At 70.8% G+C, this 25,950-nt stretch carries 25 protein-coding genes and 1 tRNA gene; 12 read left to right on the top strand and 14 right to left on the bottom strand.

Features of this window, described 5'->3' with window-relative positions; all coding sequences use genetic code 11:
* The first annotated feature begins 24 nt into the window (after positions 1-24).
* A complete protein-coding gene (locus E5N76_RS20375; RefSeq protein ID WP_149539162.1) occupies positions 25-942 on the top strand; it encodes a DMT family transporter in 918 nt (305 codons plus the stop codon).
* A 63-nt stretch (positions 943-1,005) separates the two neighbouring features.
* On the opposite strand, the gene E5N76_RS20370 is transcribed toward E5N76_RS20375, so the two are convergent.
* Both E5N76_RS20370 and E5N76_RS20365 read right to left on the bottom strand, forming a co-directional pair.
* The gene (locus tag E5N76_RS20370; protein WP_149539161.1) at positions 1,006-2,358 is read right to left on the bottom strand and encodes an ATP-binding protein; all 1,353 of its coding nucleotides are present in this window, start codon (positions 2,356-2,358) and stop codon (positions 1,006-1,008) included.
* A 174-nt stretch (positions 2,359-2,532) separates the two neighbouring features.
* Positions 2,533-3,681 (bottom strand): penicillin-binding protein activator, encoded by a 1,149-nt coding sequence (locus tag E5N76_RS20365; RefSeq protein WP_235907794.1) that lies wholly within the window; start codon positions 3,679-3,681, stop codon positions 2,533-2,535.
* On the opposite strand from E5N76_RS20365, the gene rsmI reads away from it, so the two are divergent.
* Positions 3,666-4,592, top strand: coding sequence for a 16S rRNA (cytidine(1402)-2'-O)-methyltransferase (gene rsmI / locus E5N76_RS20360; protein WP_149539159.1), 927 nt, complete (start codon positions 3,666-3,668; stop codon positions 4,590-4,592). The two genes, E5N76_RS20365 and rsmI, sit on opposite strands and share 16 nt — an antisense overlap.
* 98 nt (positions 4,593-4,690) lie before the next feature.
* Here rsmI and E5N76_RS20355 read toward each other — a convergent pair whose 3' ends face one another.
* From E5N76_RS20355 to E5N76_RS20305, 11 genes are all read right to left on the bottom strand, one after another.
* Entirely contained in the window at positions 4,691-4,873 is a 183-nt protein-coding gene (locus E5N76_RS20355) for a transposase (protein ID WP_268921316.1), read from the bottom strand.
* Between the two features lie 82 nt (positions 4,874-4,955).
* Entirely contained in the window at positions 4,956-5,315 is a 360-nt protein-coding gene (locus E5N76_RS20350; protein ID WP_149539158.1) for a DoxX family protein, read from the bottom strand.
* On the bottom strand, positions 5,308-5,895 hold the full coding sequence (locus E5N76_RS20345) for a TetR/AcrR family transcriptional regulator (protein ID WP_207792045.1): 588 nt from the start codon (positions 5,893-5,895) through the stop codon (positions 5,308-5,310). The genes E5N76_RS20350 and E5N76_RS20345 overlap by 8 nt, the downstream gene beginning before the upstream one ends.
* A gap of 473 nt (positions 5,896-6,368) precedes the next feature.
* Positions 6,369-6,455 (bottom strand) — tRNA-Leu (locus E5N76_RS20340).
* A gap of 186 nt (positions 6,456-6,641) precedes the next feature.
* Entirely contained in the window at positions 6,642-7,562 is a 921-nt protein-coding gene (locus E5N76_RS20335) for an NAD(P)-dependent oxidoreductase (protein WP_149539156.1), read from the bottom strand.
* A gap of 201 nt (positions 7,563-7,763) precedes the next feature.
* Positions 7,764-8,522, bottom strand: coding sequence for an EF-hand domain-containing protein (locus E5N76_RS20330; protein WP_149539155.1), 759 nt, complete (start codon positions 8,520-8,522; stop codon positions 7,764-7,766).
* Between the two features lie 219 nt (positions 8,523-8,741).
* Complete coding sequence (locus tag E5N76_RS20325; protein ID WP_149539154.1) at positions 8,742-10,028, bottom strand: hypothetical protein; 1,287 nt, start codon at positions 10,026-10,028, stop codon at positions 8,742-8,744.
* Positions 10,029-10,240: 212 nt separating this feature from the next.
* Entirely contained in the window at positions 10,241-11,155 is a 915-nt protein-coding gene (locus E5N76_RS20320; RefSeq protein ID WP_149539153.1) for an SAM-dependent methyltransferase, read from the bottom strand.
* A complete protein-coding gene (locus tag E5N76_RS20315; protein WP_149539152.1) occupies positions 11,152-11,520 on the bottom strand; it encodes a DUF423 domain-containing protein in 369 nt (122 codons plus the stop codon). Before E5N76_RS20315 ends, E5N76_RS20320 begins: the two co-directional genes overlap by 4 nt.
* Positions 11,521-11,607: 87 nt before the next feature.
* Positions 11,608-13,326 (bottom strand): stimulus-sensing domain-containing protein, encoded by a 1,719-nt coding sequence (locus E5N76_RS20310; RefSeq protein ID WP_149539151.1) that lies wholly within the window; start codon positions 13,324-13,326, stop codon positions 11,608-11,610.
* Positions 13,327-13,358: 32 nt separating this feature from the next.
* Positions 13,359-14,060 (bottom strand): response regulator transcription factor, encoded by a 702-nt coding sequence (locus E5N76_RS20305; RefSeq protein ID WP_149539150.1) that lies wholly within the window; start codon positions 14,058-14,060, stop codon positions 13,359-13,361.
* Positions 14,061-14,189: 129 nt separating this feature from the next.
* On the opposite strand from E5N76_RS20305, the gene E5N76_RS31080 reads away from it, so the two are divergent.
* The 4 genes from E5N76_RS31080 to E5N76_RS20285 all read left to right on the top strand — a co-directional run bounded on the left by E5N76_RS31080 (position 14,190) and on the right by E5N76_RS20285 (position 17,629).
* The gene (locus E5N76_RS31080; RefSeq protein WP_268921315.1) at positions 14,190-14,939 is read left to right on the top strand and encodes a HugZ family pyridoxamine 5'-phosphate oxidase; all 750 of its coding nucleotides are present in this window, start codon (positions 14,190-14,192) and stop codon (positions 14,937-14,939) included.
* A gap of 102 nt (positions 14,940-15,041) precedes the next feature.
* Positions 15,042-16,637 (top strand): phosphoenolpyruvate carboxykinase, encoded by a 1,596-nt coding sequence (locus E5N76_RS20295; protein ID WP_149539149.1) that lies wholly within the window; start codon positions 15,042-15,044, stop codon positions 16,635-16,637.
* A gap of 5 nt (positions 16,638-16,642) precedes the next feature.
* Positions 16,643-17,101, top strand: coding sequence for a hypothetical protein (locus tag E5N76_RS20290; protein ID WP_149539148.1), 459 nt, complete (start codon positions 16,643-16,645; stop codon positions 17,099-17,101).
* A 117-nt stretch (positions 17,102-17,218) separates the two neighbouring features.
* Entirely contained in the window at positions 17,219-17,629 is a 411-nt protein-coding gene (locus tag E5N76_RS20285) for a DUF2237 family protein (protein ID WP_149539147.1), read from the top strand.
* Positions 17,630-17,747: 118 nt separating this feature from the next.
* Here the strand turns inward: E5N76_RS20285 and E5N76_RS20280 are convergent, their stop codons facing one another.
* Positions 17,748-18,590: a prephenate dehydratase gene (locus E5N76_RS20280; RefSeq protein WP_149539146.1), complete on the bottom strand. Its 843-nt coding sequence runs from the start codon at positions 18,588-18,590 to the stop codon at positions 17,748-17,750.
* Positions 18,591-18,713: 123 nt separating this feature from the next.
* Here E5N76_RS20280 and E5N76_RS20275 point away from each other — a divergent pair, with 123 nt between their 5' ends.
* From E5N76_RS20275 to E5N76_RS20250, 6 genes are all read left to right on the top strand, one after another.
* Positions 18,714-19,487 carry an inositol monophosphatase family protein gene (locus E5N76_RS20275; RefSeq protein WP_149539145.1) on the top strand — a complete coding sequence of 258 codons (774 nt, stop codon included), beginning with the start codon at positions 18,714-18,716 and terminating at the stop codon, positions 19,485-19,487.
* 43 nt (positions 19,488-19,530) lie between these two features.
* Positions 19,531-21,390, top strand: coding sequence for an extracellular solute-binding protein (locus E5N76_RS20270; RefSeq protein WP_149539144.1), 1,860 nt, complete (start codon positions 19,531-19,533; stop codon positions 21,388-21,390).
* A 176-nt stretch (positions 21,391-21,566) separates the two neighbouring features.
* The gene (locus E5N76_RS20265) at positions 21,567-22,667 is read left to right on the top strand and encodes a microcin C ABC transporter permease YejB (RefSeq protein ID WP_149539143.1); all 1,101 of its coding nucleotides are present in this window, start codon (positions 21,567-21,569) and stop codon (positions 22,665-22,667) included.
* 202 nt (positions 22,668-22,869) lie between these two features.
* A complete protein-coding gene (locus E5N76_RS20260) occupies positions 22,870-23,901 on the top strand; it encodes an ABC transporter permease (protein WP_149539142.1) in 1,032 nt (343 codons plus the stop codon).
* Positions 23,898-25,496, top strand: coding sequence for an ABC transporter ATP-binding protein (locus E5N76_RS20255; RefSeq protein ID WP_149539141.1), 1,599 nt, complete (start codon positions 23,898-23,900; stop codon positions 25,494-25,496). The genes E5N76_RS20260 and E5N76_RS20255 overlap by 4 nt, the downstream gene beginning before the upstream one ends.
* Positions 25,493-25,948, top strand: a complete 456-nt coding sequence (locus E5N76_RS20250) for a hypothetical protein (protein ID WP_149539140.1) — start codon at positions 25,493-25,495, stop codon at positions 25,946-25,948. The genes E5N76_RS20255 and E5N76_RS20250 overlap by 4 nt, the downstream gene beginning before the upstream one ends.
* Positions 25,949-25,950 lie beyond the last annotated feature (2 nt).

Raw genomic sequence — 25,950 nt, 5'->3', positions numbered from 1 at the left:
CCGGGGCCGCAGCGTGCAGGGCGAATGATCCTCTCCCCGCTCTGGCTGCCCATCACCCTGGCCGCCGCCCTGTTCCAGACCTGGCGCACGGCCATGCAGCAGAAGCTGCGCGGCCAGCTTTCCGTCAACGCCGCGGCGGTGGTGCGCTACCTCTACGGCGTGCCGGTGGGGGCGCTGCTGCTGGCGCTCTACATCGCGGTGTTCGGCGGCACGGTGCCGGCGGGGCTGGGCTGGGCCTTCTTCGCGCTCTGTGCCGCGGGGGGGCTGGGGCAGATCCTCGGCACCAACCTGCTCATCATGTCCTTCAGCCATCGCGGCTTCGCCGTCGGCACCGCCTATGCGAAGACCGAGGCGGTGCAGGGCGCCATCCTCGCTTTGCTGCTGCTGGGGGAACGGATTTCGGCGCTGGCCTGGGTGGGCATCGGGATCGGCGTCGCCGGTGTGCTGTGGCTGACCCTGGCGGGCAAGGCGCATCCCGGCCGGGACCTGGCCCGCGCCGCGCTGCAGCCGGCGGCGATGTGCGGCCTCGCCGCCGGCTTCTTCTTTGCCGGCACCAGCGTGCTGGTGAAGGCGGCGAATCAGGAGGTGCCGGCCCCGGATCCCATCCTCCGCGCCCTCATCACCCTGGTGATGACGAACATCCTGCAGACCGTGATGCAGGGCGGCTGGCTGCTGGCACGGGAGCCGCGGCAGGCCCGCGCCGTCTTCACCACCTGGCGCAGCAGCGCGCAGGTCGGGGCGCTCTCCGCCTGCGGCTCCGCCTGCTGGTTCAGCGCCTTCGCCTTGGCGCCGGTGGCGCTGGTCCGCGCGGTGGGCCAGGTGGAGATCCTGATGACCCTGCTGTTCAGCCATTTCTACCTGCGCGAACGTCCGAGCCGCGCCGAGATCCTCGGCGCCCTGACCGTGGTCTGCGGCGTGGTGCTGGTGCTGGCGGGGCGGTAGAATCAAGGTTCCAAAGGCCTTCGGCCTTTGGTGGGGAGAGTTTGAGAGGGGTAAAGCCCTTCCTCAATGCCCCCCTGCGGCCGGCAGCCACACCTTGAACCTTGCCCCCTGCCCTTCCTCGCTTTCGATGGTGAGCTGCCCGCGGTGCCGGTTGACGATGTGCTTCACGATCGCCAGCCCCAGCCCGGTGCCTCCCACCCGCCGCGACCGCCCCGTATCCACCCGGTAGAACCGCTCCGTCAGCCGCGGGATATGCTCCCGCGGAATCCCCGGCCCGTCATCGCTCACCCTGACCGCCACGCCGTTGCGCCCGGCCTGGCGGCTGCCCGGCCCGGTCTCGAGCCGCACCGCCCCGCCATCCCTGCCGTGCCGCACCGCATTCTCCAGCAGGTTGCGCACCACCTGGGCGAGCTGCTCGGCATCCGCCGGCGCCGCCACCGCCGGCGCCAGCGCCAGCTCGAGCCGCATGCCGCGGCCCTGGTAGAGCGGCTCCAGCGCCGCCGCCTCGGCCCGGGCGATCGCCGCCAGATCGGCCTCCCCGACCGGCGGCTGGTGCTCCGTCAGCTCGATGCGGGAGAGGCCGAGCAGGTCGTCGATCAGCCGCCGCATCCGCTCCGACTGCTCGGCCATGATGCCGAGGAAGCGCTGCCGCGCCGCCGGGTCGTCCTCCGCCGGGCCGCGCAGCGTCTCGATGAAGCCGATCAGGCTGGCCAGCGGGGTGCGCAGCTCATGGCTGGCATTGGCGACGAAGTCGGCCCGCATCCGCTCCACCGCCCGCTCCCGCGTCCGGTCGGAGAGCAGGATGACGATGCGCCCGCCATCCGCCAGAGGCGGGTCCATCGGAATGATCTGCGCCGCCAGCTCCCGCGCGATGGGCACGGGCAGATGCAGGTCGGCGGTGCGTGGCGTTCCCTCTGCCTGGGCGCGGTCCAGCGCCTCGGCCAGCGCCGGGTGGCGCAGCAGCGCCGCCACATCGTGGCCGGCGCCCAGCAGGGCGCGCGCCGCGGCATTGCTGCGCAGCACCTGCCGCGCCGGGGAGAGCACCAGCAGCGGGTCCGGCAGCGCCTCGACGATCGCCTGGTCGGCGCGCTGCAGCCGGCCGACCAGGGCGCCGCGCTCCGCCAGGGTGCGGGCCAGCCGGGCGACGCCATCGGCGATCTCCTCGACGGCCGGCAGCAGCGGGGTGGAATCCGGCGGGACGAGCTGCCCGTCCTCCGCCGCCGCCCGGCGCAGCGCGCCCGCCAGCCGGTTGAGGTTGCCGATCCAGACCCGTGCCAGGGCCAGCGCGCCGAGGCCGCAGGCCAGCAGCGCCAGCAGCCCCGGCCCGGTCCCCAGCGCGCCGAGCAGCATGAGGGTGATGAGGACGAGGGCCGGGACGCCGCCGATCAGCCCGGCCGCGCCGAGGATGCGGGTCATGCCGTCTCGCTTCCCATCCCAGGCCCCGTCTCGCGCCCCATGCCGCGCCTCGCCTCGCGTCCCCGTCCCGCGCCTCGGCCTGTCCCCCGCCCTGCCTCGGCTCTTCCGTCCCCTCCTGCGCCCGGCCTTCCGCCCGGCCTTGGGCCGCTGGCGCCCTGCCGGCGCATCGCCCGGTCAGGTCCCCGGCGCCCCCGGCACTGGGGCCGGCTGGATCAGCCGCGGCTCGCCGCCGGCGGGGTCGAGGGCGAAGATGGCGAGGCCGCGCTGGGCCAGCCCCTCCTGCGTCAGCCGGATCGGGCCGTCGGCGCCCATCAGCGCCTCCCCCACCGGCGGGGCGTTGCGGCCGTCCCGCAGGCTGCGGCTGGCCAGGGCGGCGGCGTCGTAGGCCAGGCCGGCGAGGCGCGGCGGGCGGTCGCCGAAGGCCGATTGGTAGCGGGAATCGAATTGGGCGCGGATGCCCGGATCGGGGCCGGGGAACCAGGCATCGGCCAGGGCCGGCTCGGTGCCGAGTGCGGGTTCCGCCGCCCAGGCGGCGGTGCCGAGGAAGCGCGGCTTCGCCGGCAGCGCCGCCGCCAGCGCCGCCGCCGCTGCCCGCGCCCGTTGGCGGCCGAGGCCGAGCAGCACCGCGTCCAGCCCCTCCGGCCCCGCCTGTTCGGCGAGTTGCCGGGCCGCCGCGGCGCTGTCGCCAAGGCGGGCATGCAGCAGGATGAAGGGCGGCGGCAGGCCGAGCGCCGGCAGCTTCGCCCGCAGCGCGCCAGCGAGGCGGCGGCCGAATTCATCATCCGGCGCCAGCAGCCCGATGCGGCGGGCGCCGTCCGCCGCGGCGGCGGCGGCCATGCGCTCCGCCTGCTCCCCCGGCGTCATGCCCAGCACCCAGACGCCGCCACCGCCCTGGTCGGCATCCGAGGTGAAGGCGATGAGCGGGGCGTGGGCGGCGCGGGCAGGGCCGGCGGCGGCGGCGGTCTCGCTCAGCGTCAGCGGGCCGGCGAGCGCCTTGGCGCCGGCGGAGAGGGCGCTGCGGGCGGCCTCCGCCGCGCCGGCCGGGGTGCCGCCGGTATCGCGCGGGAGGAATTCGATCTCCGGATCCGCCTGGTCGAACAGGGCGAGCTGGGCGGCGTTCAGCATCGCCTCCCCCAGCGACTTGTTCGCGCCGGAGAGCGGGAGCAGAAGCCCGACCCGGCTGCGCGGCACGTCCTGCACCGCCGGCGCGGCTGGGGCGAGCTGGCCCTGGCCGGCGAGGCGCGGGGCTTGCGGGGCGCAGGCGAGCAGCGGCAGGAAGGCCAACAGGGCAAGGATGGGCGGGCGCGATGACGGAACGGGCAAGCGATCCTCCTGACGAGCTGGTGGCCGGACGTCTTGGACCACCCCCTGGGGCGGCACCGTCGGGCAATGCCACCGGCCTGACCCTGGTAGCAACGCCCATCGGCAATCTCGGCGACCTGTCTCCACGTGCGCTCACCGCCTTGCGGGAGGCGGATGCAGTGCTTTGTGAGGATAGCAGGGTAACCGGCGCGATGCTGTCGCGGCATGGCGTTTCGGTGACCCTGATCCCGCTGCATGAACATAATGAGGATGCCCAGATCCCCCGGGTGCTGGCCCGGCTGGCGGCGGGGGAGAGGGTGGCGCTGGTCTCCGATGCCGGGACGCCGCTGGTCTCCGACCCCGGCTACCGGCTGGTGCGGGCGGCGATCGCCGCGGGGCTGAAGGTGACGGCGGTGCCGGGGCCGAATGCGGCGGTGATGGCGCTGACGCTCTCCGGCCTGCCGCCGCACCCCTTCCTGTTCCATGGCTTCCTGCCGGCCAAGGCAGCGGCGCGGGCGGCGGAGATCGGCCGGCTGCGGGCGGCGGAGCGGGCGGGGCTGCGGGCGGCGCTGATCTTCTACGAGGCGCCGCACCGGCTGGCGGAGATGCTGGCGGCGCTGGCGGAGGGGTTGGGTGCGGACCGGCCGGCGGCGGTGGCACGGGAGCTGACCAAGCGCTTCGAGGAGGTGCGGCGGGGGAGCCTGGCCGAGCTGGCCGGGTGGTATGGGCGGGAGGCGGCGCGGGGGGAGGTCGTCGTCGTCGTCGGGCCGGCGGCAGAGGAAGCAGCGCCGGAAGAGGAGCTGGAAGCGCGGCTGCGGGCGGCGCTGGAGGCGGGGATGAGCGTGCGGGACGCGGCGGCGACCGTGGCGGAGGCCACCGGGCTGCCGCGAAAGCAGGTCTATGCGCGGGCGCTGGAAATGGGGAAGGGATAGCCCACGGATCGGGGGCGTTGCCCCCCAGGCTGTGCCAAAACGCCAGATGCCGACCGTGACGCCAGCCAACTTCGGTTAAAGCGAAGCGTAGCTCCACTTCAGTTCGGTGTAATTGTCCTGGTTCCGAAAGTGTTAGCTGCATGAAGGATATTGAAGGCCAAGATCGACAACGCTGCTTCCGCCTTCACCGCCCTGAGCCCTCTCGTCAGGAACCTTCCGCCGCCAGACATTCGTTTAATCGTGCCGAACGGATGCTCAACCGTGCATCGCCTGATCGTCATTAGACTGGGATTGGTCATCTTGGGTCGAGGACGGGGTAGCTTGATCGATCGTCACATGCTGCGGATGTATGTTGCGGCGCCTTCACGCTCGGGAATCTCCGCCTGAATGAACCGTCAAAACGCCGACAAGCACAGAGAAGCTGGCCACCACCAAAGGCGCGATGGCATGCGTATATTCGCCATGCAGGACGACCGTACCTGCCGCCGCCAGCATCACGATGGCACCTAGGATCGAGCCGTACAGATGACGTGGCCACACGATAAGAAGCGCGGCGACCGACAGCTCGATCAGACCGGTGACATAGTGGAACCAGTCCGGATATCCCCACCGGGCGTAATCCGCGAGGATGGTCTCCGAAGCGAGTATGTTTCCAAATCCTCCGAAGACGAAGAAGGCGGCAAGCGCCCAGCGAAGGACGGACGGCCAGTTAAGCTTACGCATTCTGAACTTGGTCTTTTTCGGTCAGCGCGCCTTCGAGGAACAGGGTGACAGCGTCATCGACGATCTTCGAGATTTCGGCGGGTTTCAAAGACGCATTCTCACCCACCAGGCAACGTAGCTGCGGTGTTGTCACGGCAAGGCTGATATAATGGGCAGCCAGCGTGGCGGCAGGCATATCCGCTCGGAACTGCCCGTCACGCTGCCTGTCCGCGAACCAGCGAGCCAGAAGTCGTGTCGCATTGTCATGGCCTGCGTGCCAGATGGACCGCGACAGTTCGGGAAACCGCTGTCCCTCGGCGACCATCAGCCGATGCAGCGCAAGGGCCCGCGGCTGCACCACGGTTTCAAGGATCTTGCATCCGAATAGGAGCAGGGCGTCTCGCGGGTCGGAGCCATGAATATCGAGTTGCTCCAGAGGGGCAGCGAGTTCGGCGCAGCACTCCGTCACCGCTTCGATGAAGAGGCCCTCCTTGCCGCCGAAATTGTCGTAGATGTTGCGGCGCGAGCCGCCCACGGATGCGATCAGCGTATCAAGCGAGACGGCCTCGTAGCCCTGTTCGAGGAACATGTTGGCGGCCATCGCTCGTAGTGCGCGAAGGCGCTCGGCGCCTCTCGTCGTCCTGTGGGATTCCATGCCCGCCGGTCTCAAGTCGGGGTTCAAAGTAATCACCGCGCAGGTATGGTATCATACCGTACCAAGTCAAGGGCGTATCTCTCCTTGTGGGCGTTGCGCCTCCTTTCAGGGAGACCTTCTGCTCCTGCGCAACAGGGAAACGCTTCGGGAGCCTGGGGGGCCCGGTAACGCTCAATGCAACCTGACATAGAGTCGTCGCACGATCGTTGGCAGGTTCGGGTAACTAGGGAGTTTTTGCACAGCCTGCCCCGAACCCCCACCGGGGACCAGCCCGGACCCCGGTCCGAGTTTTGAACCCGTGGGTTGAACCTGCAAACCCACACCGGGGTCCGGGGAGGGGTCCCCTCCCGGCGGGAGTGCAGAGGGCAGCGCCCTCTGCCGGGGGTGTGGGGGCGGAGCCCCCAACCGCAGCGACAGCCTGGTGCGGGCGACGGGACTCGAACCCGTACATCCGTATTGGACCTGGGTTTTTAAGACCCATGCGTCTACCATTTCGCCACGCCCGCCCGATGCGCGCCGCCGGTGCGCCAGAATCGCACGCCATCGCCCGGGCTTGAAGTACGGAGTTGCGCGGGCGGTATGGACCTGCGGCGGCCTGACTGTCTCAGGCCGATGCAGGCCTGGCTGTTCCGCGCCGGCGGATACGCGGCCTGGGCGCGCCCAGGCCGGCGTACAGGCTCAGGCCGCGCAGCCTACCGCCCCTCCTGCGCGATCCGCCGGCAATGGTCCAGCGCCGCGCCGAGCAAATTGTCGCTCGCCTCCGGCGTGCGGAAGGCGGCGTGGGAGGTCAGCGTCACATTCGGCAGCGTCGCCAGCCTGTGGCCCGCCGGCAGCGGCTCCTGCACGAAGACGTCGAGCGCCGCCCAGCCGAGCCGGCCGCTTTCCAGCGCCGCGATCATCGCCGCCTCATCCACCACGGCGCCGCGGGCGGTGTTCACCAGGATGGCGCCGGGCTTCAGCATGGCCAGCCGCTCGGCGGAGAGGAAGCCGCGCGTCTCGTCATTCAACAGCAGGTGCAGGGAGACCACGTCGCTTTCCGCCAGCAGCCGCTCCAGCCCGACGAATTCCACGCCCGGGACCGCCTTGGGCGAGCGGTTCCAGGCGATGACCTTCATGCCGATGCCGGCGCAGAGCCGGGCCATCTCGGCGCCGATCCCGCCCATGCCGATCAGCCCGATGGTCTTCCCCGTAAGCTGCATGCCGACCACGCGCGGCCACTCCCCGCGGCGGATGGCGGCATCCATCATCGCGGTCTGGCGGGCGGCGTCCCAGAGCAGGGCGAAGCTCATCTCCGCCACGGCGGTGTCGCCATAGCCCTTGATGATATGGACCTCGACGCCGCAGTCGGCCTGCAGCGCCTCCGGGTCCATGTAGCTGCGGGCGCCGGTGCCGAGGAAGACGATGTGCTTGAGGTCCGGGCATTGCCTGACGACCTCCACCGGGAATTGGGTATGGTCGTCGATCGCGATGGCATGGCCGGCGAGCAGCTTCGGCAGATCCGCCGGGGTGATGTCCGGGTTGCGGTTGATGGCCACCGGCGGGTCGCCGGGGCGCATGAGCTTTTCCGTCACCTCCGCCAGCGACTCATTGGCATCGACGAAGATGGCACGCATCGGCAAGGGCTCCCGGTGGCTGGTGCAAAGGGGCATCCTAGAGCGATTCGTGCGGGGGCGGAATCGGCGCGGCCCGGCCGTGCCGGCCGGGCGCGCGGAAGGGCAGGCCGGGCGATGCCGGGCCGGATGCCCGGGCGGCCGGGAGTTGGCCGCCACGCGGCATGGCCCGGCCGCCGCGGGGGGTACTGGCAAGGCAGCGGCTCAGGCGACGAGGGAGCCGGGGGCGCCGCCATTGAAGGCCTGCAGCAGGTAGCGGCGCAGCATGTCCTGCGCCCTTTCCGTGGCCTCCGCCGTGGCGCGGGTGGTGGCGCTGCTACTGGCAGCGGTGCCGGCAGCGGCGTCGCTGCCGCCGCCCTCCTGGCCGAAGAGCTGCGCCACCAGCGCATTGCCGAGGCCCTCGGCCCCTTCGGGCGGCAGGGGCGTCGGCCCGGCAGCCCCGGCCTGCAGCTCCGTTGGGGAAAGTTCGCCGTCGCTACCCTGGCCCAACAGGCCGGGGAACGCGCTGCCGGCGCTGCCGCCGGCGGCGCCCGTACCGGCACCCTCCGCCTGCTGGCCGAGGAGCTGGGCCAGCAGCCCGCTGCCGAGGCCGCCGCCATGGGCCTCACCCCCTTGGGCCGCATCCCCTTGGGGCCCGCCGGCATGGCGGTGAGGCCGGCCCGGCCCGTGCAGGCCCGGCTGCGCCGTCAGCCCGGCGGAGACCGCCGCCTCGCCGAGGCTGCCATCGCCATTGCGGTCCAACCGGGCGAAGCCGGCCTCGATGCCGGTGGTCTCGGCCGATTTTGCCGCGGCGGCATCTTCTGCCGCCTTCTCCTGCAGCGCCTTCAGCCGCGCCTTCGTCTCCTCCAGCCTCACCCCGCCATCCCCGTCGGAAGCGCGGGAGCCGAAGGTGTTGCGCTCCAATTGGCTGCGCCAGGCCTGCATGCTCGGGGGGATGACGCCGCCCCCGACGGAGACCTGCATGGCAATTCTCCCGCGCTCGGGTGGAGCCGGCCGGCAAGGACGGCAGTGTCCCGCGGACACCGCATCACCCACAGCACCTGGCATGCCAGCCCGCATTCCCGGTCGCGCCGGCTGCCAGGCCGCCGCCTTCCCGCACCGGCAGGCCCCAGGAGCAGCGACGCCGAACGAGCCGGAGGCGCGCCCGGCAGCCCTGCGGCGTCCCGGCCGCACCGCCCGCCATCAGGCGATGAGGAAATTATCCTCGTGCAGCGCCGTCGGGCTCAGCCCGGCGAAGACCAGCTCGCCGTCATTGGGCAGGTCCAGCACCGTATTGCCCATGCCGTCCGCATGCAAAGCGGCATAAGCGCTCTGTACCGTCGCATAGCCCGTCGCCTCGGCATCCAGGGCGACCACCGCGCCACGATCCGCGCCGAAATTCTGGATGGTCTCGGTGAAGGAGAAGATGCCGGGGTTGCCCGTCACGTTCAGCCGCAACCCGTCCGACTGGTCGATGATGGTGCCGTTATTGGCGTTGTCGAGCGTCGCGACATTGCCCGATCCGTCGAAGGTGATGGTGGCGCTGTTGTTGAACAGGCTGAGGCTGGCGTCGCCATCGCCCATGTCGATGGTGCCGCCGGTGGGAATGTTGTTCGTCAGCGAATTATGCGAGCCGCCGAGCGCGAGGTGCAGGCCGGAGGAGAAGCCGTCGCTGAAATCGAGCGTCGTGTAGCCGTCGCCGCCGGTGACGGTGACGGTGCCGGCCGAGCCGTCGATGGTGTTGTGCGTGCCGTTCAGCGTGATGGTGCCGTTCGCGCCACCGCCGCGGGCCGAGAAGCCGACATGGACGGTGTCATGGCCATCGCCGGGTGCGATGTCGAACTGGCCGATGCCGGTATAGACCTCGTTGTACAGGCCATTTGTGTCGAGCGAGAAGCCGCCGCCGCCGGCGAAGCCGAAATAGCCGTGGCCGTCGCCGCCGGTGATCTCGACATTCGCCAGGGCGGGCCCGGCGTTGCCGGGCGTGTCGTTGAGGACGTTGAGGCTGTTGCCGGTTCCGGTGAATTGGATCGTGGTCGTCCCGGCGGCGCCGCCATAGGCCAGGCCGTGCTGGATGACGCTGGCATGGCTGCCGAGGAACTCGATGGCGTTGTCCCCCCTGCCGACCTCCACCGTGTTGTGGGTGCCGAGGAGTTCCAGGGTGTTCGTGCCGTTGCCGAGGTTGATGCTGTTGCCGCCGCGCAGACCGAGGATGCTGAAATCCGCATCGCCGCCGATCAGCGTGTTGCCCTCCCCTGTCAGCAGCACGGCGTTCGACAGGGTCGGCGTGCCTTCGGGCGGGAGGGGCAGGAGGCGGTCCGTCGGCGGCCCGAGCTGGAGAGTGTCATCGCCGCCGGCACTGCTGATGACGAGGTTGTTGCCGCCATCATCCGTAATCGTATTGTCGGAGCCCCAGGCGACGATGATGTCGTCGCCATCCGTGCCGTTGATCTGCCCGTGGCCCTGCCATGGACCAAATATAAATGACATGGTGCGTTTCCCCGATTGGCTGGCTTTAGTGGAAGCTAAAATATCGTAAGCAGCAAGGGCGGGGGTTTTGAATTCATGAATATGTTGAGTAGGTAATCTTGATATTAATGGGAATTAACGTTCAGGGCGGCAATATTGCAAAGCCCGGCTTACCATGAGCCGACGTTCGGACGCGTGTCGAGCCGGCCGGGCAGCGTCGCACCCGGTAGGGCTCAGCCCTCGCCCAGCAGGAGGAACATCGCCTCATGCTTGTTGTGGGCGCCGTGGAACAGGCGGGCGCCGGGGATGGCGGCGAATTCCGCCGTCACCGCATGGTCGGTCTCCCCCTGGTACTTGATGGTGCAGCAGACATGCCGCGCCCGCCCTGCCTCCAGCCAGCGCCGCACCAGGGCCAGCAGCCGGGCCGGGTAGCAGATGACGTCGCTGAACAGCCAATCGACCGGCGGCATCTCGCGCGGATCGAGCGCGAAGGCGCTCTCCTGCCGCTGCTCGACATTCGGCAGGGCGGCCACTTCGGGGTCCAGCGGCGCCTTGTCCACGGCGATGACCCGGGCGCCGAGCCGGGCCAGCGCCCAGCTCCAGCCGCCCGGCGCGGCGCCGAGATCGAGGCAGGTCTCGCCCGGAGCCGGCCAGCGCCCGGCGCGGGTCAGCGCCTCCCATAATTTCAGATAGGCGCGGGAGGGGGGGCCCGTGCGGTCTTCCTCGAAGGCGACGGCGCCGTTCACGAAGGGGCTGGTCTTGGACGGGGAGGCCAGCAGCAGGTCCGGCGCCAGCAGCGTCCAGGCGCCGAGATGGCCGGTCGGGGCCGGCTCCGGGAAGCGCAGGGGGCGGGCCTTCACCGGCGGCAGCCGCGCTTCGATCAGCGCCGCGCGGCGGTGGTGGCCGGCGGCGTAGAGCGCCCAATTGCGCTGGATGCCACGCAGCGCATCCGCCGCCGCCTTCACCGAGGGGGCGGGCAGCTCCACCGGCGCCGTCCAGCTCTCCAGCGCCCAGATGGCGGGGTGCGGCGGCTCCGGCGAAAGGGCGAGGCGGCCATGCCAGGCGGCGATGCTGCGGCCGGCAAGGGCCAGCTCCTCGGCCAGCGGTGCCTCGAAGCCCGTATCCGCCAGATAGGCGGCGCCGATCACCGCCGGACCAGGGCCGAGACGCCCAGCAGCGCCCAGCCCAGCATCAGCGTGGTGCCGCCGATCGGCGCCACCCGGCCGAGCGAGACGTCGAACACCGCATGGCTGTAGACGGCGCCGCAGAACAGCACCGCGCCGAGGCCGAAGCCGGCGGCGGCGAGATGCGGCAGCACCCCGCCCCGCCGCTCCGCCCAGAGCGCGGCACCGAACAGCGCCAAGGCGTGCCAGCCCTGCATCTGCAGCCCGCGGCCCAGCATGGCGAGATGCACCTCATCCAGCGCGGATTGCGCGCCATGCGCCGCCCAGGCGGCGAGGCCGACGGCGGTGAGACCCAGCAGGGCGGCGAGGAGGATCCAGAAGCGGTACATGGGAGGGAGGAGTAGCCCGTGCAGCGGCAAATGGCGACTGCCGCCGCCTTGCCCGCAATCCTGCCCCCACGTCCTCACCCCACGTCCTCACCCCGCTGGCAGCCGCACCACGAAGCGCGCCCCCAGCACCTTGCCCTCCGCATCGCGCCGGTTCTCCGCGGCGATGCGGCCATGCAGCCCCTCCACGATCTGCCGGCTGATGGAAAGCCCCAGCCCGGAATGCTGGCCGAAGCGCTCGCCGCGCGGGCGCTCGGAATAGAAGCGCTCGAAGATGCCCTCCAGCTTGGCTTCGGGAATGCCGGGGCCCTCATCCTCCACCACCACCTCCACCTCGCCGCCGGCGCGGCGCGCCCGTACCCGGACCGTGCCGCTGGCCGGGCTGAAGGAGAGCGCATTGCCCAGCAGGTTGCGAAAAACCTGCACCAGCCGCCCCTCCACCCCGCGCACCACCAGCCCCTCCGCCGGAGCCTCGAGCTGGACGGTCGGCGCCTCCTCGCCATCCCGCGTCGCATTGTGCAGCTCGGCCAGGGTCGAGAGGATGGGCGCCACATCCACCTTCACCGCGACGGTGCGGGACAGCTCCGCATCCACCCGCGAGGAATCGGCGATATCGGCGATCAGCCGGTCCATCCTGACCGCATCCTCGGCGATGATGGCCAGCAGCCGCTTCTGCTGCTCCGGGTTTTCGATCCGCCGCAGCGTCTCGATGGCCGAGCGCACGCTGGTCAGCGGGTTGCGCAGCTCATGCGCCACATCGGCGGCGAAGCGCTCATTGGTGTCGATCCGGGCCCAGAGGGCGCGGGCCGAGGCCTGCAGGTCCCGCGCCAGGATGCCGATCTCATCCTCCCGCGCCAGCAGGGGGGCGGGAACGCTGCCGCTCCGCCCCTCGCCCTGGCGCATCGCCGCCGTGGCACCGGCGAGCTGCATGATCGGGTTGGCAAGGGTCTGCGCCAGGTAGAAGGACAGCGCCACGGTGACCACCAGCGCGATGCCGAAGATGCCGAGCACGCTGGCACGGATCTCGAAGAGCCGGCGGTCCACCTCCCGCGCTTCCCGCGTCAGCAGCACGATGCCGACCGACTGGTTGGCCCGCCGCGCCGGCTCCGCCACCGAGACCAGCAGCCGGCCATCCGAGGTGCGGCGGATATAGGGGCGGACGCCGCCTTCCAGCGCCAGGCGCAATTCCTCCCGCCGGTCATTGCCGGCGCCCTGGTTGCTCGGCGCGCCGAATTCCGGCTGCCAGTCGAAGGAAGGCGCGTCCGGCGTCTGGTCGACGAAGACATCGTTCCGGACGTCGTGGCGCAGCAGCGCCCGGGGCAGGATGCCGAGCACCCGGTCATACAGCCCGGCCACGCCGGCGGAGAAGGCGCCGCGCGGCTCCGGCGGCGGCAGGGGCTGGGTGACGACGGCGCCGGCCGGCCCTTCCCGCACCCGGCTGTCCGCCACCACCAGGCCGGTATTGTCGAACAGCTTCGCCTGGGTGTTGGGCGAGGGATCGACCAGCCGCCGCAGCAGCGGGCGGGAGGCTTCCGGCACCAGCACCGCCCGGTCATCCTGGATGCGGGTCGCCGCCTCGGCGATGGCGCCGGCATAGATGCGGGCCTGGGTGCGCAGCGCCTCCACCTCGGCCGCCAGCAGCCCGTTCTGGTACTGGTCCAGATAGAGCATGGCGGCGGCCAGCAGCGCCGGCGGCAGCACGTTCAGCAGCAGGATGCGCCGCAGCAGGGGCGAGACCCAGCGCCGCCGCTGCCGCACCACCGGCGGGTCGGCCTGCGTCACCTCCCGCGCTACGCCGATATCGGGCATTCACGTGTCCTGCACGGCCCGGAAGGGGCCGCTCAGCTTTCCTTGTAGCGGTAGCCGATGCCGTACAACGTCTCGATCTGGGCGAAATCATCATCCGCCTGGCGGAATTTCTTGCGCACCCGCTTCACATGGCTGTCGATCGTCCGGTCATCGACATAGATGTTCTCGCCATAGGCGGCGTCGATGAGCTGGTCGCGATTCTTCACCATGCCCGGGCGCTGGGCCAGGGCCTTCACCAGCAGGAATTCCGTGACGGTGAGCTGGATGTCGTGACCCTTCCAGGTGCAGGTGTGCTTGGTCTCGTCCAGCACCAGGTCGCCGCGATGGATGATGCCGCCGGCGGGCTGGCCGCTGCCCTCGGCGCGGCTCGCCTCGTTGCGGCGCAGCAGGGCGCGGATCCGCTCCAGCAGCAGGCGCTGGCTGAAGGGCTTGGTGATGTAGTCATCGGCGCCGAGGCGCAGCCCCATCAGCTCATCCACCTCCTCATCCTTGGAGGTCAGGAACACCACCGGCATGGCGCTGCGCTGGCGGAGGCGCTGCAGCAGCTCCATCCCGTCCATGCGGGGCATCTTGATGTCCAGCACCGCGAGGTCGGCGGGGCGGGCGAGCAGCCCTTGCAGGGCGCTTTCGCCATCCGTGTAGGTGCGCACCTGGAACCCTTCCTGCTCCAGCGTCATCGAGACGGAGGTGAGGATGTTGCGGTCGTCATCCACCAGGGCGATCGTGGCGGGCATGGTCTCGGTCTCTCTCCTGGGGCGGGCAGGCGGCCCCTGTCGGCGGAGTCTGCACGGGATATGGTGCGGGATTGTGGCACACCCCATGGGGGGTGAGTGCCAGGGGAAGCATCCGGGGAGAAGGCTGGGATGGGCGAGGATCCGGGCTTCGCGGCACGGCGGGTGATGCGGGCAGCGGCTGCCGCCACCCTGGCGACCCAATCGGCGGGCCAGCCCTTCGCCAGCCTGGTGACGCCCGCCCTGGCGCCGGACCTCTCGCCGCTGCTGCTGCTCTCTTCGCTCTCCGAGCATACCAGGCAGCTCCGGGCGGAGCCGCGCTGCGCCCTGCTCTTCGCCGGGCCGCCGGCCGGGCCCAACCCGCAGACCGCGCCCAGGGTGACGCTGACCGGGCTGGCGGCGCCGGTGCCGGAGGCGGAGCTGCCGGGGCTGCGGGCGCGCTTCCTGGCCCGCCACCCCTATGCTGCGCTCTATGCGGATTTCGCCGATTTCGCCCTGTGGCGGGTGGCGCCGGGCGGGGCGATGCTGGTGGGCGGCTTCGCCCGCGCCACCAGGCTGAAGCTGGCGCAATTGCAGCCGGACCCGGCGGCGGTGGCGGCGCTGGCGGCGGCCGAGGCCGGCATATTGGCGCATATGAATGCCGACCATGCAGAGGCCGTGGCGCTGATCTGCACCCGGCTGCTGGGCGGGGCGGAAGGCCCCTGGCGCATGTCCGCGCTGGACGTGGACGGTGCCGAATTCGTGATGGCGGAGCAGGTGCTGCGTCTGGCCTTTCCCGCCCCGGTCGCGGATGCTGCCGGGGTGCGGCAGGCGCTGGTGGCCGCCAGCAAGGCGGCCCGGGCGGCCGCCGCGCCCGGAGCGCAGGCAACCGACCCACCCTGACAAAGGTTGACGCGGGGTTGCATTGACCTGCCCGGCCGGCGCCTTAAAATTGTCTATCTTTAAGGCGATCCCGCGACGCGCGCCCTCATCCGGAGGTTTGGAATGTCGTCTCCCCAGCCCGCCCTTGCCGGTACCGGAATCGCCTCTGGCGGTACCGTCCATGCCAACCTGACCGCCGCCGGGCTGGTGGCCTTCGCCCTGCAGCGGGGCGAGGGCCGGCTTTCCGCCGATGGCGCCTTCATCGCCGTCACCGGGGTGCATACCGGCCGTTCCGTCCAGGACAAATTCGTCGTCGACGACCCCGAGGTCCACGACCAGGTCTGGTGGGGCAAGATCAACCAGCCCATGGCACCGGAGAAATTCCGCGGCCTGGCCGCGAAGGTCCGGAGCTGGCTCGGCGCCCGGCCGGTGCTGTTCACCGAGGATCTCTATGCCGGCGCCGACCCGGCGCACCGCATCAAGGTGCGGCTGGTCACCACCAATGCCTGGCATGCCCTCTTCGCCCGCAACATGTTCATCCGGCCGCCGCGCGCGGAGCTCGACGGGTTCGAGCCGGACTACACCATCCTGCACGCCCCGGAATACGAGGCCGACCCGGCGGTGGATGGCTGCCGCAGCAGCACCTGCATCGCCCTCTCCTTCGCGGCGAAGACCATCCTGATCGCCGGCACCTCCTATGCCGGCGAGGTGAAGAAGAGCATCTTCACGGTGATGAACTGGCTGCTGCCGGCGCGCGGCGTGCTGCCGATGCATTGCAGCGCCAATGTCGGCCGCAATGGCGACACCGCGCTGTTCTTCGGCCTCTCCGGCACCGGCAAGACGACGCTGAGCAGCGACCCGGAGCGGCAGCTCATCGGCGATGACGAGCATGGCTGGTCCGACCATGGCGTCTTCAATTTCGAGGGCGGCTGCTACGCCAAGGTGATCCGCCTGGACCAGCAGCAGGAGCCGCAGATCTGGGCCGCCTCCCACCGCTTCGGCGCGGTGCTGGAGAATGTGGTGGCGGACGCGCTGGGCAATCTGGACCTGGACGACGCGGCGCTGACGGAGAACACCCGCTCCTGCTACCCGCTGGAATACATCCCGAACACGGTGGCGGGCGGGCAGGCCGGCAAGCCGAAGAACGTGGTGATGCTGACGGCGGATGCCTTCGGCGTGCTGCCGCCGATCGCCAAGCTGACGCCGGCCCAGGCGATGTACCACTTCCTCTCCGGCTACACCGCGCGCGTGGCGGGGACGGAGAAGGGGCTGGGGAAGGAGCCGCAGGCGACCTTCTCCACCTGCTTCGGCGCGCCCTTCCTGCCGCGGCACCCGGAAGTCTACGGCAAGATGCTGGAGAGCCTGATCGCCCGCGACGGGGCCGAGGTGTGGCTGGTGAATACCGGCTGGACCGGCGGCGCCTATGGCACCGGCAGCCGCATGTCCATCCATCACACCCGCGCCCTGCTGCGGGCGGCGCTGGATGGCTCCCTGGCGAAGGTGGAGTTCGTGAAGGACCCCTTCTTCGGCCTGATGATGCCGAAGTCGCTGCCGGGCGTGCCGGCCGAGGTGCTGAACCCGCGCGAGACCTGGGCGGACAAGGCGGCCTATGACGCGACGGCGACGAAGCTGGTGGGGCTGTTCGAGAAGAATTTCGAGACCTTTGCCGGCGCGGTGAGCGAGGAGGTGAAGGCGGCGGCCATCCGCGCGGCGGCCTGAGGCGCTTGCGGGGCGCTGGCCGCGTCGCCCTTCTGGCGGCTGCGGCCGCGCCCCTGGCGGCGGCCCAGGCGGCGATGCGGTGCAGCCCGCCGCAGGCGCTGCTGCTGGCGCCGACCTTCGTCCTCGACATGCAGGCCGCGCGCGAGGCCTGTGGCCAGCGCGAGCCTGAGGTGGCGCTGGCCGTCCGGCAATTGATGGAGGCGATGGCGGAGCATGCCAGCCGCCTCACCGGCCAGGACCAGGGTGGGATCCTGCGGGAGGAGTACCGGCGCTTTCTCGCCGCAAGACGCGAAATCTATGCTGATCCGATACGGCAGCCAGGTGCGCAGGAATGCGCCGCCGCGCCGGTGAACACGCTCTCGACCGAGGCGGTGCTGCGCCGGATCGCCGATATCGGATCGCGGATCGACCAGGCCGTGCAGCCGGGCGGGCCGCTGTCCCGGCCGGAATGCCGGGAGGAATAGGCTGCCGCGGGCCCGAGGCTGGCCGCTGGCACCCTCGCTGCCTATGCTGCGCCTGTACCGGATGCCGTGGCCGCAGCTTTGCCGGCTGCGGCCTGCCCCCAGCCGCGAGGCCATCGCATGCCGCTCGACGACACCGAATTCCGCCGCCGGCGGGAGGAGCGCCCGGCGGCGCGCAACGTGCTGGGCGGCCCCTTGCTGCCCTGCTCCGTGGCGCCGCTGACCGGCTTCTTCCGCGACGGATGCTGCAACACCGGGCCGGAGGATCTCGGCCTGCATGTGGTCTGCGCGGTGATGACGGCGCAGTTCCTGGCCTTCTCCAAGGCCCGCGGCAACGACCTCTCCACCCCGCTGCCGGAATACGGCTTCCCCGGCCTGCAGCCCGGCGACCGCTGGTGTCTCTGCGCCGCGCGATGGGAGGAGGCGCGGCGAGCCGGCCAGGCGCCGCTGGTGGCGTTGGAAGCGACGCATGAAGCAGCGCTGGAGGTGTGCCGGCTGGAGGATCTGCAGGCGCACGCGGCGGAGGTTTGAGAGTCCGCGGTTCAACCCACGGGTCCAAACCTGGACCGGGGTCGGGGGGGTGGTCCACCCCCCGGCGGAGGTGCAGGAGGCAGCGCCTCCTGCCGGGGCGAGGGGCGAAGCCCCTCTCCTATCCGCCCCGATGCGCCCGCCGGTAGGGGTGCGCCGGATAGGCGCCCAGTACCTTCAGTTCCCGGGAGAAGAAGGCCAGTTCCTCCAGCGCCCGCGCCAGCGCCGGGTCGTCCGGGTGGCCGTCCACATCGGCCAGGAATTGGGTGGCGGTGAACTCGCCATCCAGCATGTAGCTTTCCAGCTTCGTCATGTTCACGCCGTTCGTGGCGAAGCCGCCCAGCGCCTTGTACAGCGCCGCCGGCATGTTCCGCACCCGGAAGACGAAGGTCGTCACGCACTCGCCGCGGAAGGGCGGCGCCTTGTCCAGCGCGCAGACATAGAAGCGCGTGGTGTTGTGCGGCGCGTCCTCCACGTTGCGGCGGAGGATCTCCAGCCCGTAGATCTCCGCCGCCAGGGCGGAGGCGATGGCGGCGTCCTCCGTGCCGCCGCGGCGGGCGATCAGCTCGGCGGCGCCGGCGGTATCCGCCTCGATCACCGGCTCCAGCGCCAGCTCCTTCAGGATGCGCCGCACCTGGCCCAGCGCCACCGGGTGGCTATGCGCCCGCTTCAGCCCGGCCAGCGTCGCGCCCTTCGGCGCCAGCAGGCAGTGCTCCACCCGCTCGAAATGCTCCCCCACCACGGAAAGGCCGCTTTCCGGCAGCAGGCGGTGGATGTCCGGCACCCGCCCGGCGAGGGTGTTCTCGCAGGGCAGCATGGCGAGCTTCGCCTGGCCGTCCCGCACCGCATCCATCGCCGCCTCGAAGCTCGGGCAGGGCAGGGTGGCCCAGCCGGGATAGGCGGCGCGGCAGGCGAGGTCCGAATAGGCCCCGGGCAGGCCCTGGAAGGCGATGGTCTCGGTCATGCGGGGCGTGTAATCGAGGCCCCGGGCGCGTGCAAATGCGCGGGCAACGGTCCGTGCCGGCGCGCGGGCGAAGATCGGTGCAAAGGCGCGGGCCAAAGCCCTGCGCAACCGGGGAGTGGCGGCATGGAGGCGTTCATCGCGGTGGCGGAGGAAGCGGTGGCGCTGGCCGGGGCCGCCATCCGCCCCCTCTTCCGCTCCCCCCTGCTGGTGGAGGCCAAGGGCGATGCCAGCCCGGTGACGGAGGCGGACCGCGGCGCCGAGCGGGCGATCCGCGCCCTGCTGGCGGAGCGCTTCCCCGCGCATGGGATCTGGGGCGAGGAATACGGGCCGGAGCGGGTGGAGGCCGAATATCTCTGGGTGCTGGACCCGATCGACGGCACCCGGGCCTTCGTCACCGGCCGCCCCCTGTTCGGCACGCTGATCGCCCTGCTGCACCGGGGGAAGCCGGTGCTGGGGCTGATCGACCAGCCGGGGATCGGGGAGCGCTGGATCGGGGTGGCGGGGCAGCCCACCCGCTTCCGCTCTCCGCTGGGCGGGACGCCCGGCTGCCGGCCCTGCCCGGTTCTGGCGGGGGCCGAGCTCTCCTGCACCAGCCCGGACATGTTCGAGCCGCAGGACCGCCCGGGCTTCGCAAGGCTGCGGGCGGCGGCGCGGCGGGTGACCTGGGGCGGGGATTGCTACGCCTATGGCCTGATGGCGCTGGGCCTGGTGGATGTCATTGCCGAATGCACCATGAAGCCCTGGGACTGGGCTGCCCTGGTGCCGGTGGTGGAAGGCGCCGGGGGCCGCGTCACCGGCTGGCAGGGCGAGGCGCTGACCCTGGACAGCGATGGCCGCGTCCTGGCGGTGGGCGACCCCGCTTTGCTGCCCGAGGCCATCCGGTTGCTGGCGGGCTGAGGCGGTGGTTGCCCCGGCCGCCCCGAACCCCCATCCTCCCGCCATGCAACGCCGAGACCTCCTGGCCTCCGCCCTCGCCCTTCCCCTGGCCGCGCCCGCCCTGGCGGCGTTGGGCCGGCCCGCCGCCGCCCAGGGCGGGCCACGCCGCACCCATGCCCTCTCCCTCCTCGGCGAGCCCGCCTTGCCGGCGGATTTCCCGCACTGGCCCTGGGTGAACCCGGAGGCGCCGAAGGGCGGGGAGATCGCGCGGCTGGCCCTCGGCAGCTTCGACAGCTTCAACCCCTTCATCCTGCGCGGCACGGCGGCAGTCGGGCTGGGGCAGATCTACGACACGCTGCTGGTGGGCAGCATGGACGAGGCGAGCACCGAATATTGCCACCTGGCCGCCGCCATCGAGCTGCCCGGGGACGGGCTGGGCGTCAGTTTCGAGCTGCGGCCCGAAGCCCGCTGGCATGACGGCAGGCCGATCACCGCCGAAGATGTCGTCTGGTCCTTCAACACGCTGCGGGAGCAGGGGCGGCCGAATTACCGCTCCTACTGGGGGGATGTGGCGAGCGTGGCGGCGGAGGGGCCGCAGCGCGTCACCTTCCGCTTCAAGAACAACGAGAACCGGGAGCTGGCGCTGATCCTCGGCCAGCTTCAGGTGCTGCCGAAGCATTGGTGGGAGGGCCGCGACTTCGCCCGGCCGCTGCTCGACCCGCCCCTCGGCTCCGGCCCCTACCGGCTGGAGCGGTTCGAGGCGGGGCGCAGCCTGGTCTATCGCCGCGTCGAGGATTACTGGGCGCGCGACCTGCCGACCATGAAGGGCACCGCGAATTTCGACGTCGTCCGCTTCGAGTATTTCCGTGACAGCACCGTGGCGCTGGAGGCCTTCAAGGCCGGGCAGATCGATTTCCGCACCGAGAACGTGGCGAAGGACTGGGCCACCGCCTATGACTTCCCGGCGGTGCGGCGCGGCCTGGTGAAGCTGGACGAGATCCGCCACGAGCTGCCGACCGGCATGCAGGCCTTCGCGATGAATCTGCGCCGGCCGCTCTTCCAGGATGCGCGGGTGCGGCGGGCGCTCATCGAGGTATTCGACTTCGAATGGATGAACGCCAACCTGTTCTATGGCAGCTATACCCGCACCACCTCCTACTTCTCCAACTCGGAGCTCGCTTCCTCCGGCGTGCCGGAGGGAAGGGAGAAGGAGATCCTGGAGAAGTACCGCGCACAACTGCCGGAGAAGCTGTTCACCGAACCCTACCGCGTGCCGGTGACGGATGGCAGCGGCAACAACCGGGAAGGCCTGCGCCGGGCGCTGGCGCTGCTGCGGGAGGCAGGCTGGAATGTGCGCGACCGCCGGCTGGTGAATGCGCGCGGCGAGGGCTTCGCCTTCGAGATCCTGCTGAACGGCCCGACCTACGAACGCGTGGCGCTGCCCTTCGTGCAATCCCTGCAGCGGCTGGGCATGGAGCCGCGCGTCCGCACCATAGACCCGGCGCAGTACCAGGTGCGGATGGACAGCTTCGACTACGACATGACGATCGACGTCATTCCGCAATCCCTCTCGCCGGGGAATGAGCAGCGCGACTTCTTCACCTGCGCCGAGGCGCGGAAGCAGGGCAGCCAGAACGTCGCCGGCATCTGCAACCCGGTGGTGGAGGAGCTGGTGGAGCTGGTGATCGGCGCCCCGGACCGCGCCGAGCTGGTGGCCCGCACCCGCGCCCTGGACCGCGTGCTGCTGTGGCAGGACTACGTCATCCCGAACTGGCACATCCGCACCTTCCGCCTGGCCTATTGGGACAAATTCGGCCGGCCGCCACGGAACCCGCGCTACAACCTCGCCCTCGATTCCTGGTGGGTGGAGCGCGGCCGGGAAGGCGCGGTGGAACAGGGCAAGCGCGAAGCCCGGCCGCAATAGACATCATGGCGGCCGATTCACGCCTCCGGCGCTGCGCGCCTCCGACGATCGGAGGCTGGCATAGAGCGGCCGATTCACGTCTGCGGCGCTGCGCGCCTCCGACGATCGGAGGCTGGCATAGAGCGGCCGATTCACGTCTGCGGCGCTGCGCGCCTCCGACGATCGGACGCTAGCGCATGGCTGCGTATCTTCTCCGCCGCCTCCTGCTGGTGGTGCCGACCCTGCTCGGCATCATCCTGATCAATTTCGCCATCGTGCAATTCGCGCCGGGCGGGCCGGTGGAGCAGATGATCGCCGAGCTGAAGGGCCAGGCGGGCAGCACCCTCGGCCGCATCTCCGGCGAGAGCCAGGGCGAAACCCGCGCGCCGCAACGCAGCGAAGGCGGCGGCGAGGGCAGCCGCTACCGCGGCGCCCAGGGGCTGGACCCGGCGGTGGTGCGGGAGATCGAGAAGGCCTTCGGCTTCGACAAGCCCTGGTATGTCCGGCTGTGGGACATGCTCTCCGGCTATGCCCGCTTCGACCTCGGCCGCTCGCTCTTCAGCGACCGGCCGGTGGCGGGGCTGATCCTGGAGAAGATGCCGGTCTCCGTCTCCCTCGGCCTGTGGTCCACCCTCATCATCTACCTCGTTTCCATCCCGCTCGGCATCCAGAAGGCGGTCAGGGACGGCTCGCGCTTCGATGTCGCGACCTCCGCCGCCGTGCTGGTTGGCTACGCCATCCCGGGTTTCCTCTTCGCCATCCTGCTGGTGGTGCTGTTCGCCGGTGGCAGCTTCCTGCAGTGGTTTCCGCTGCGCGGCCTGATCTCCCCCGGCATGGGCGAGGCGCCCTTCTGGGAACGCGCGCTGGACTATGCCTGGCACATGGTGCTGCCGACGCTGGCGCTGGTCATCGGCGGCTTCGCGGGGCTGACGATGCTGACGAAGAACTCCTTCCTCGAGGAGATCCACAAGCAATACGTGGTGACGGCGCGCGCCAAGGGCGCGGGCGAGACCCGTGTGCTGTACGGGCATGTGTTCCGCAACGCCATGCTGCTGATCATCGCCGGCTTCCCGGCGGCCTTCATCGGCATATTGTTCACCGGCGCGCTGCTGGTGGAGATCATCTTCTCGCTCGACGGGCTCGGCCTGCTGGGCTTCGAAGCGGCGATACGGCGCGACTACCCGGTGATGTTCGGCACGCTCTACATCTTCACGCTGCTCGGCCTGGTCATGCAGATCGTGGGGGATTTCGCCTACACCCTGGTGGACCCGCGCATCGACTTCGAGGCCAGGCGTTGAGTGGTTTCGCGGCGTTGCAGGGAGGGCGCTGCCCTCCCTGCACCCTCCTGCCAAGGGCCGAAGGGCCCTTGGAACCCTTGAGTTATCGCCGCCTGCAGGGCCCCAGCGGGGCCCTGCAGGCGGCGATTAAAACTCAGACCGGGGTCCGGGGACCGGTCCGGTCCCCGGCGGGGGTGCAGGGGGCAGAACCCCCTGCAATGCCATGAGCCCGCTCAACGCCCGGCGCCTTGCGAACTTCCGGGCGAACCGGCGCGGCTGGTGGTCGCTGTGGATTTTCCTGGCGCTGTTCCTGGTGACGCTCTTCGCCGAGTTCATCGCCAATGACCGGCCTTTGGTGGCGCGGGTGGAGGGGCGCTGGTTCTTCCCCGTGCTGGCCGACTACGCCGAAAGCGATGTGCTGCCGGACGGCCTGCCGACGGAAGCCGACTGGCACGACCCGGTGCTGGTGCAGGAGGTGGAGCAGCGCGGCTGGATGCTTTGGCCCGCCATCCCCTATGCGCATGCCACCATCGTGCGCGATCTCGGCCGCCCGGCGCCGGCGCCGCCTTCCCTGCGCAACTGGCTGGGCACGGATGACCAGGCGCGGGACGTGCTGGCGCGGGTGATCTACGGCTTCCGCATTTCCGTGCTGTTCGGCTTCACGCTCACCATCATCTCCTCCGTCATCGGCATCGCCGCCGGGGCCGTGCAGGGCTATTACGGCGGGACGACGGACCTGCTCTTCCAGCGCTTCATCGAGATCTGGTCGGGCATGCCGCAGCTTTTCCTGCTTATCATCCTGGCCAGCATCATCACGCCCGGCTTCTGGGTGCTGCTGGGCTTCCTGCTGCTGTTCTCCTGGATGGGGCTGACGGGGGTGGTGCGCGCGGAATTCCTCCGCGGCCGCAACCTGGACTACGTCCGCGCGGCACGGGCGCTGGGCGTTTCCGATGCGCGGCTGATGCTGCGTCACATCCTGCCCAATGCCATGGTGGCGACGCTGACCTTCCTGCCCTTCATCCTCTCCGGCTCGGTCACCGTCCTCGCCAGCCTGGATTTCCTCGGCTTCGGCCTGCCGCCGGGCTCGCCCTCGCTCGGTGAGCTGCTCTCCCAGGGCAAGAACAACCTGCAGGCGCCCTGGCTGGCCTTCACCGGCTTCGTCGTGCTGGGCGGGGTGCTGACCCTGCTGATCTTCGTCGGCGAGGCGGTGCGCGACGCCTTCGACCCGCGCAAGCTGCCCGGGGGCGGGCGATGAGCCCGCCGCTGCTCACGGTGGAGGATCTCTCCGTCGCCTTCGGCGCGCGCCGGGTCGTGCGCAACCTCTCCTTCCACCTGCAGCCGGGCGAAACCCTGGCGCTGGTCGGCGAGAGCGGCAGCGGCAAATCGGTCTCGGCGTTGTCCGTCCTGCGCCTGCTGCCGCCTGGCGGGCACAATCCGGCAGGCCGCATCACGCTCGATGGCGTCGATGTGCTGCGGGCCGATGAACCGGCGCTGCGCCAGCTCCGCGGCGGCGTCGCCGGCATCGTTTTCCAGGAGCCGATGACCTCGCTCAACCCGCTGCACGGCATCGGCCGCCAGGTGGCGGAGGCGGTGACGCTGCACCGCCCGCTCGCCGGCGCCGCGCTGCGCGCCTGCGTCGTGGAGAAGCTGCGCGAGGCCGGGCTGCCGCGCGCCGAGGAACGTCTCAACGCCTTCCCGCACCAGCTCTCCGGCGGCCAGCGCCAGCGGGTGATGATCGCCATGGCGCTGGCCAACGACCCGCAGCTGCTGATCGCCGACGAGCCGACCACCGCCCTCGACGTCACCATCCAGGCGCAGATCCTCGAACTCCTCGCCGGGCTGAAGCGCCGCACCGGCATGGCGATGCTGCTCATCACCCACGACCTCGGCATCGTCCGCCGCCATGCCGACCGGGTGGTGGTGATGAAGGATGGCGAGGCGGTGGAAAGCGGCACCACCGCCGCCGTCTTCGCCGCCCCGCAGCACCCCTATACGAGGATGCTGCTGGCCACCGAACCACGCGGCCGCCCCGCCCCCGTGCCGCCCGACGCGCCGGAGGTGGTGCGCGGCGAGGATGTGCGCGTGCATTTCCCCATCCGCCGCGGGCTGCTCCGCCGCACCGTGGGGCATGTGAAGGCGGTGGATGGCGTGAGCCTGGCGGTGCGGGAAGGCGAGACGCTCGGCCTGGTGGGGGAAAGCGGCAGCGGCAAGACCACGCTCGGCTTCGCCCTGCTGCGGCTGGAACGCAGCACCGGCGCCATCCGCTTCGATGGGCAGGACATCCAGGGCCTCGCCCAATCCGCGCTGCGGCCGCTGCGCCGGCGCATGCAGATCGTCTTCCAGGATCCTTACGGCTCGCTCTCGCCGCGGCTTTCAGCGGGGGAGATCATCGGCGAGGGGCTGGAGGTGCACGAGCCCGGCCTCCCCCGCCCAGCGCGCGAGAAGGCCGTGGCGCAGGCGCTGGAGGAGGTGGGGCTGGACCCCGCCATGGCGCAGCGCTATCCGCATGAATTCAGCGGCGGCCAGCGCCAGCGCATCGCCATCGCGCGCGCTTTGGTGCTGAAGCCGCGGCTGGTGGTGCTGGATGAGCCGACCAGCGCCCTCGATGTCTCGGTCCAGGCCCAGGTGGTGGATTTGCTGCGCGACCTGCAGGCGAGGCATCGCCTCGCCTACCTCTTCATCAGCCATGATCTGCGCGTGGTGCGCGCGATGTCCCACCGCATCCTGGTGCTGAAGGACGGCCAGGTGGTGGAGGAGGGCGAGGCGGAACGCCTGACCGAAGCCCCCACCCACCCCTACACCAAGGCGCTGATGGCCGCGGCCTTCGACCTGGCGACGGTAACGGCATGAGCGCCGCGCAGGCCGGGCCGGAATTGCAGCGGCTGCGGGAGCTGCTGGATGCCGGGCAGGTGAAGCTCGGCGTGCATATCCGGCCGATGAACAGCCCAGGCAGCCCGGTCTATCGCGCGCAGGAGAATGTGCTGCCGGCGGGCGCCGTGCTGGTCGCTTCCTTCGCCGCCACGGCGCTGGTGCATTTCTACCTGGGCGCCGCGGTGCTGGCCGTGGGCTGCTGGTGGTGGCTGATGAAGCAGCAGCCGCGCGTGCGCGACGCGGTCTTCGACCGCACCGCGGCGCTGGTGCTGTCCGCCGACGCGCACTTCGATTTCTGGTGGTCGCGCGGCGTGCTCAGCCTCTATGCGCGGCTGCCGGACGGCGAGGAGCGCGCGGCGACGCGCCGCGACGATTGGCGCGGCTTCATCCGCGCCCTGCCCGAGTCACTGGACCCCTTGCCGAAGGACTGACC

The organism is Siccirubricoccus phaeus (genome assembly GCF_008360935.1).
Lineage (GTDB): Bacteria > Pseudomonadota > Alphaproteobacteria > Acetobacterales > Acetobacteraceae > Siccirubricoccus > Siccirubricoccus phaeus.
This window is presented reverse-complemented; position numbering and strand designations above follow the sequence as displayed.

What these genes read in the sequence shown, in the direction of transcription:
- E5N76_RS20345 (WP_207792045.1), bottom strand. Translation starts at nt 5,895, where the DNA reads ATGGCCGCCAACATGTTCCTCGAACAGGGCTACGAGGCCGTCTCGCTT.
- E5N76_RS20260 (WP_149539142.1), top strand. Translation starts at nt 22,870, where the DNA reads ATGAGCCCGCTCAACGCCCGGCGCCTTGCGAACTTCCGGGCGAACCGG.
- rsmI (WP_149539159.1), top strand. Translation starts at nt 3,666, where the DNA reads ATGACGGAACGGGCAAGCGATCCTCCTGACGAGCTGGTGGCCGGACGT.
- E5N76_RS20330 (WP_149539155.1), bottom strand. Translation starts at nt 8,522, where the DNA reads ATGCAGGTCTCCGTCGGGGGCGGCGTCATCCCCCCGAGCATGCAGGCC.
- E5N76_RS20350 (WP_149539158.1), bottom strand. Translation starts at nt 5,315, where the DNA reads ATGCGTAAGCTTAACTGGCCGTCCGTCCTTCGCTGGGCGCTTGCCGCC.
- E5N76_RS20315 (WP_149539152.1), bottom strand. Translation starts at nt 11,520, where the DNA reads ATGTACCGCTTCTGGATCCTCCTCGCCGCCCTGCTGGGTCTCACCGCC.
- E5N76_RS20370 (WP_149539161.1), bottom strand. Translation starts at nt 2,358, where the DNA reads ATGACCCGCATCCTCGGCGCGGCCGGGCTGATCGGCGGCGTCCCGGCC.
- E5N76_RS20265 (WP_149539143.1), top strand. Translation starts at nt 21,567, where the DNA reads ATGGCTGCGTATCTTCTCCGCCGCCTCCTGCTGGTGGTGCCGACCCTG.
- E5N76_RS31080 (WP_268921315.1), top strand. Translation starts at nt 14,190, where the DNA reads ATGGGCGAGGATCCGGGCTTCGCGGCACGGCGGGTGATGCGGGCAGCG.
- E5N76_RS20275 (WP_149539145.1), top strand. Translation starts at nt 18,714, where the DNA reads ATGGAGGCGTTCATCGCGGTGGCGGAGGAAGCGGTGGCGCTGGCCGGG.
- E5N76_RS20250 (WP_149539140.1), top strand. Translation starts at nt 25,493, where the DNA reads ATGAGCGCCGCGCAGGCCGGGCCGGAATTGCAGCGGCTGCGGGAGCTG.
- E5N76_RS20325 (WP_149539154.1), bottom strand. Translation starts at nt 10,028, where the DNA reads ATGTCATTTATATTTGGTCCATGGCAGGGCCACGGGCAGATCAACGGC.
- E5N76_RS20335 (WP_149539156.1), bottom strand. Translation starts at nt 7,562, where the DNA reads ATGCGTGCCATCTTCGTCGATGCCAATGAGTCGCTGGCGGAGGTGACG.
- E5N76_RS20295 (WP_149539149.1), top strand. Translation starts at nt 15,042, where the DNA reads ATGTCGTCTCCCCAGCCCGCCCTTGCCGGTACCGGAATCGCCTCTGGC.
- E5N76_RS20255 (WP_149539141.1), top strand. Translation starts at nt 23,898, where the DNA reads ATGAGCCCGCCGCTGCTCACGGTGGAGGATCTCTCCGTCGCCTTCGGC.
- E5N76_RS20280 (WP_149539146.1), bottom strand. Translation starts at nt 18,590, where the DNA reads ATGACCGAGACCATCGCCTTCCAGGGCCTGCCCGGGGCCTATTCGGAC.
- E5N76_RS20375 (WP_149539162.1), top strand. Translation starts at nt 25, where the DNA reads ATGATCCTCTCCCCGCTCTGGCTGCCCATCACCCTGGCCGCCGCCCTG.
- E5N76_RS20285 (WP_149539147.1), top strand. Translation starts at nt 17,219, where the DNA reads ATGCCGCTCGACGACACCGAATTCCGCCGCCGGCGGGAGGAGCGCCCG.
- E5N76_RS20305 (WP_149539150.1), bottom strand. Translation starts at nt 14,060, where the DNA reads ATGCCCGCCACGATCGCCCTGGTGGATGACGACCGCAACATCCTCACC.
- E5N76_RS20355 (WP_268921316.1), bottom strand. Translation starts at nt 4,873, where the DNA reads ATGACGATCAGGCGATGCACGGTTGAGCATCCGTTCGGCACGATTAAA.
- E5N76_RS20310 (WP_149539151.1), bottom strand. Translation starts at nt 13,326, where the DNA reads ATGCCCGATATCGGCGTAGCGCGGGAGGTGACGCAGGCCGACCCGCCG.
- E5N76_RS20270 (WP_149539144.1), top strand. Translation starts at nt 19,531, where the DNA reads ATGCAACGCCGAGACCTCCTGGCCTCCGCCCTCGCCCTTCCCCTGGCC.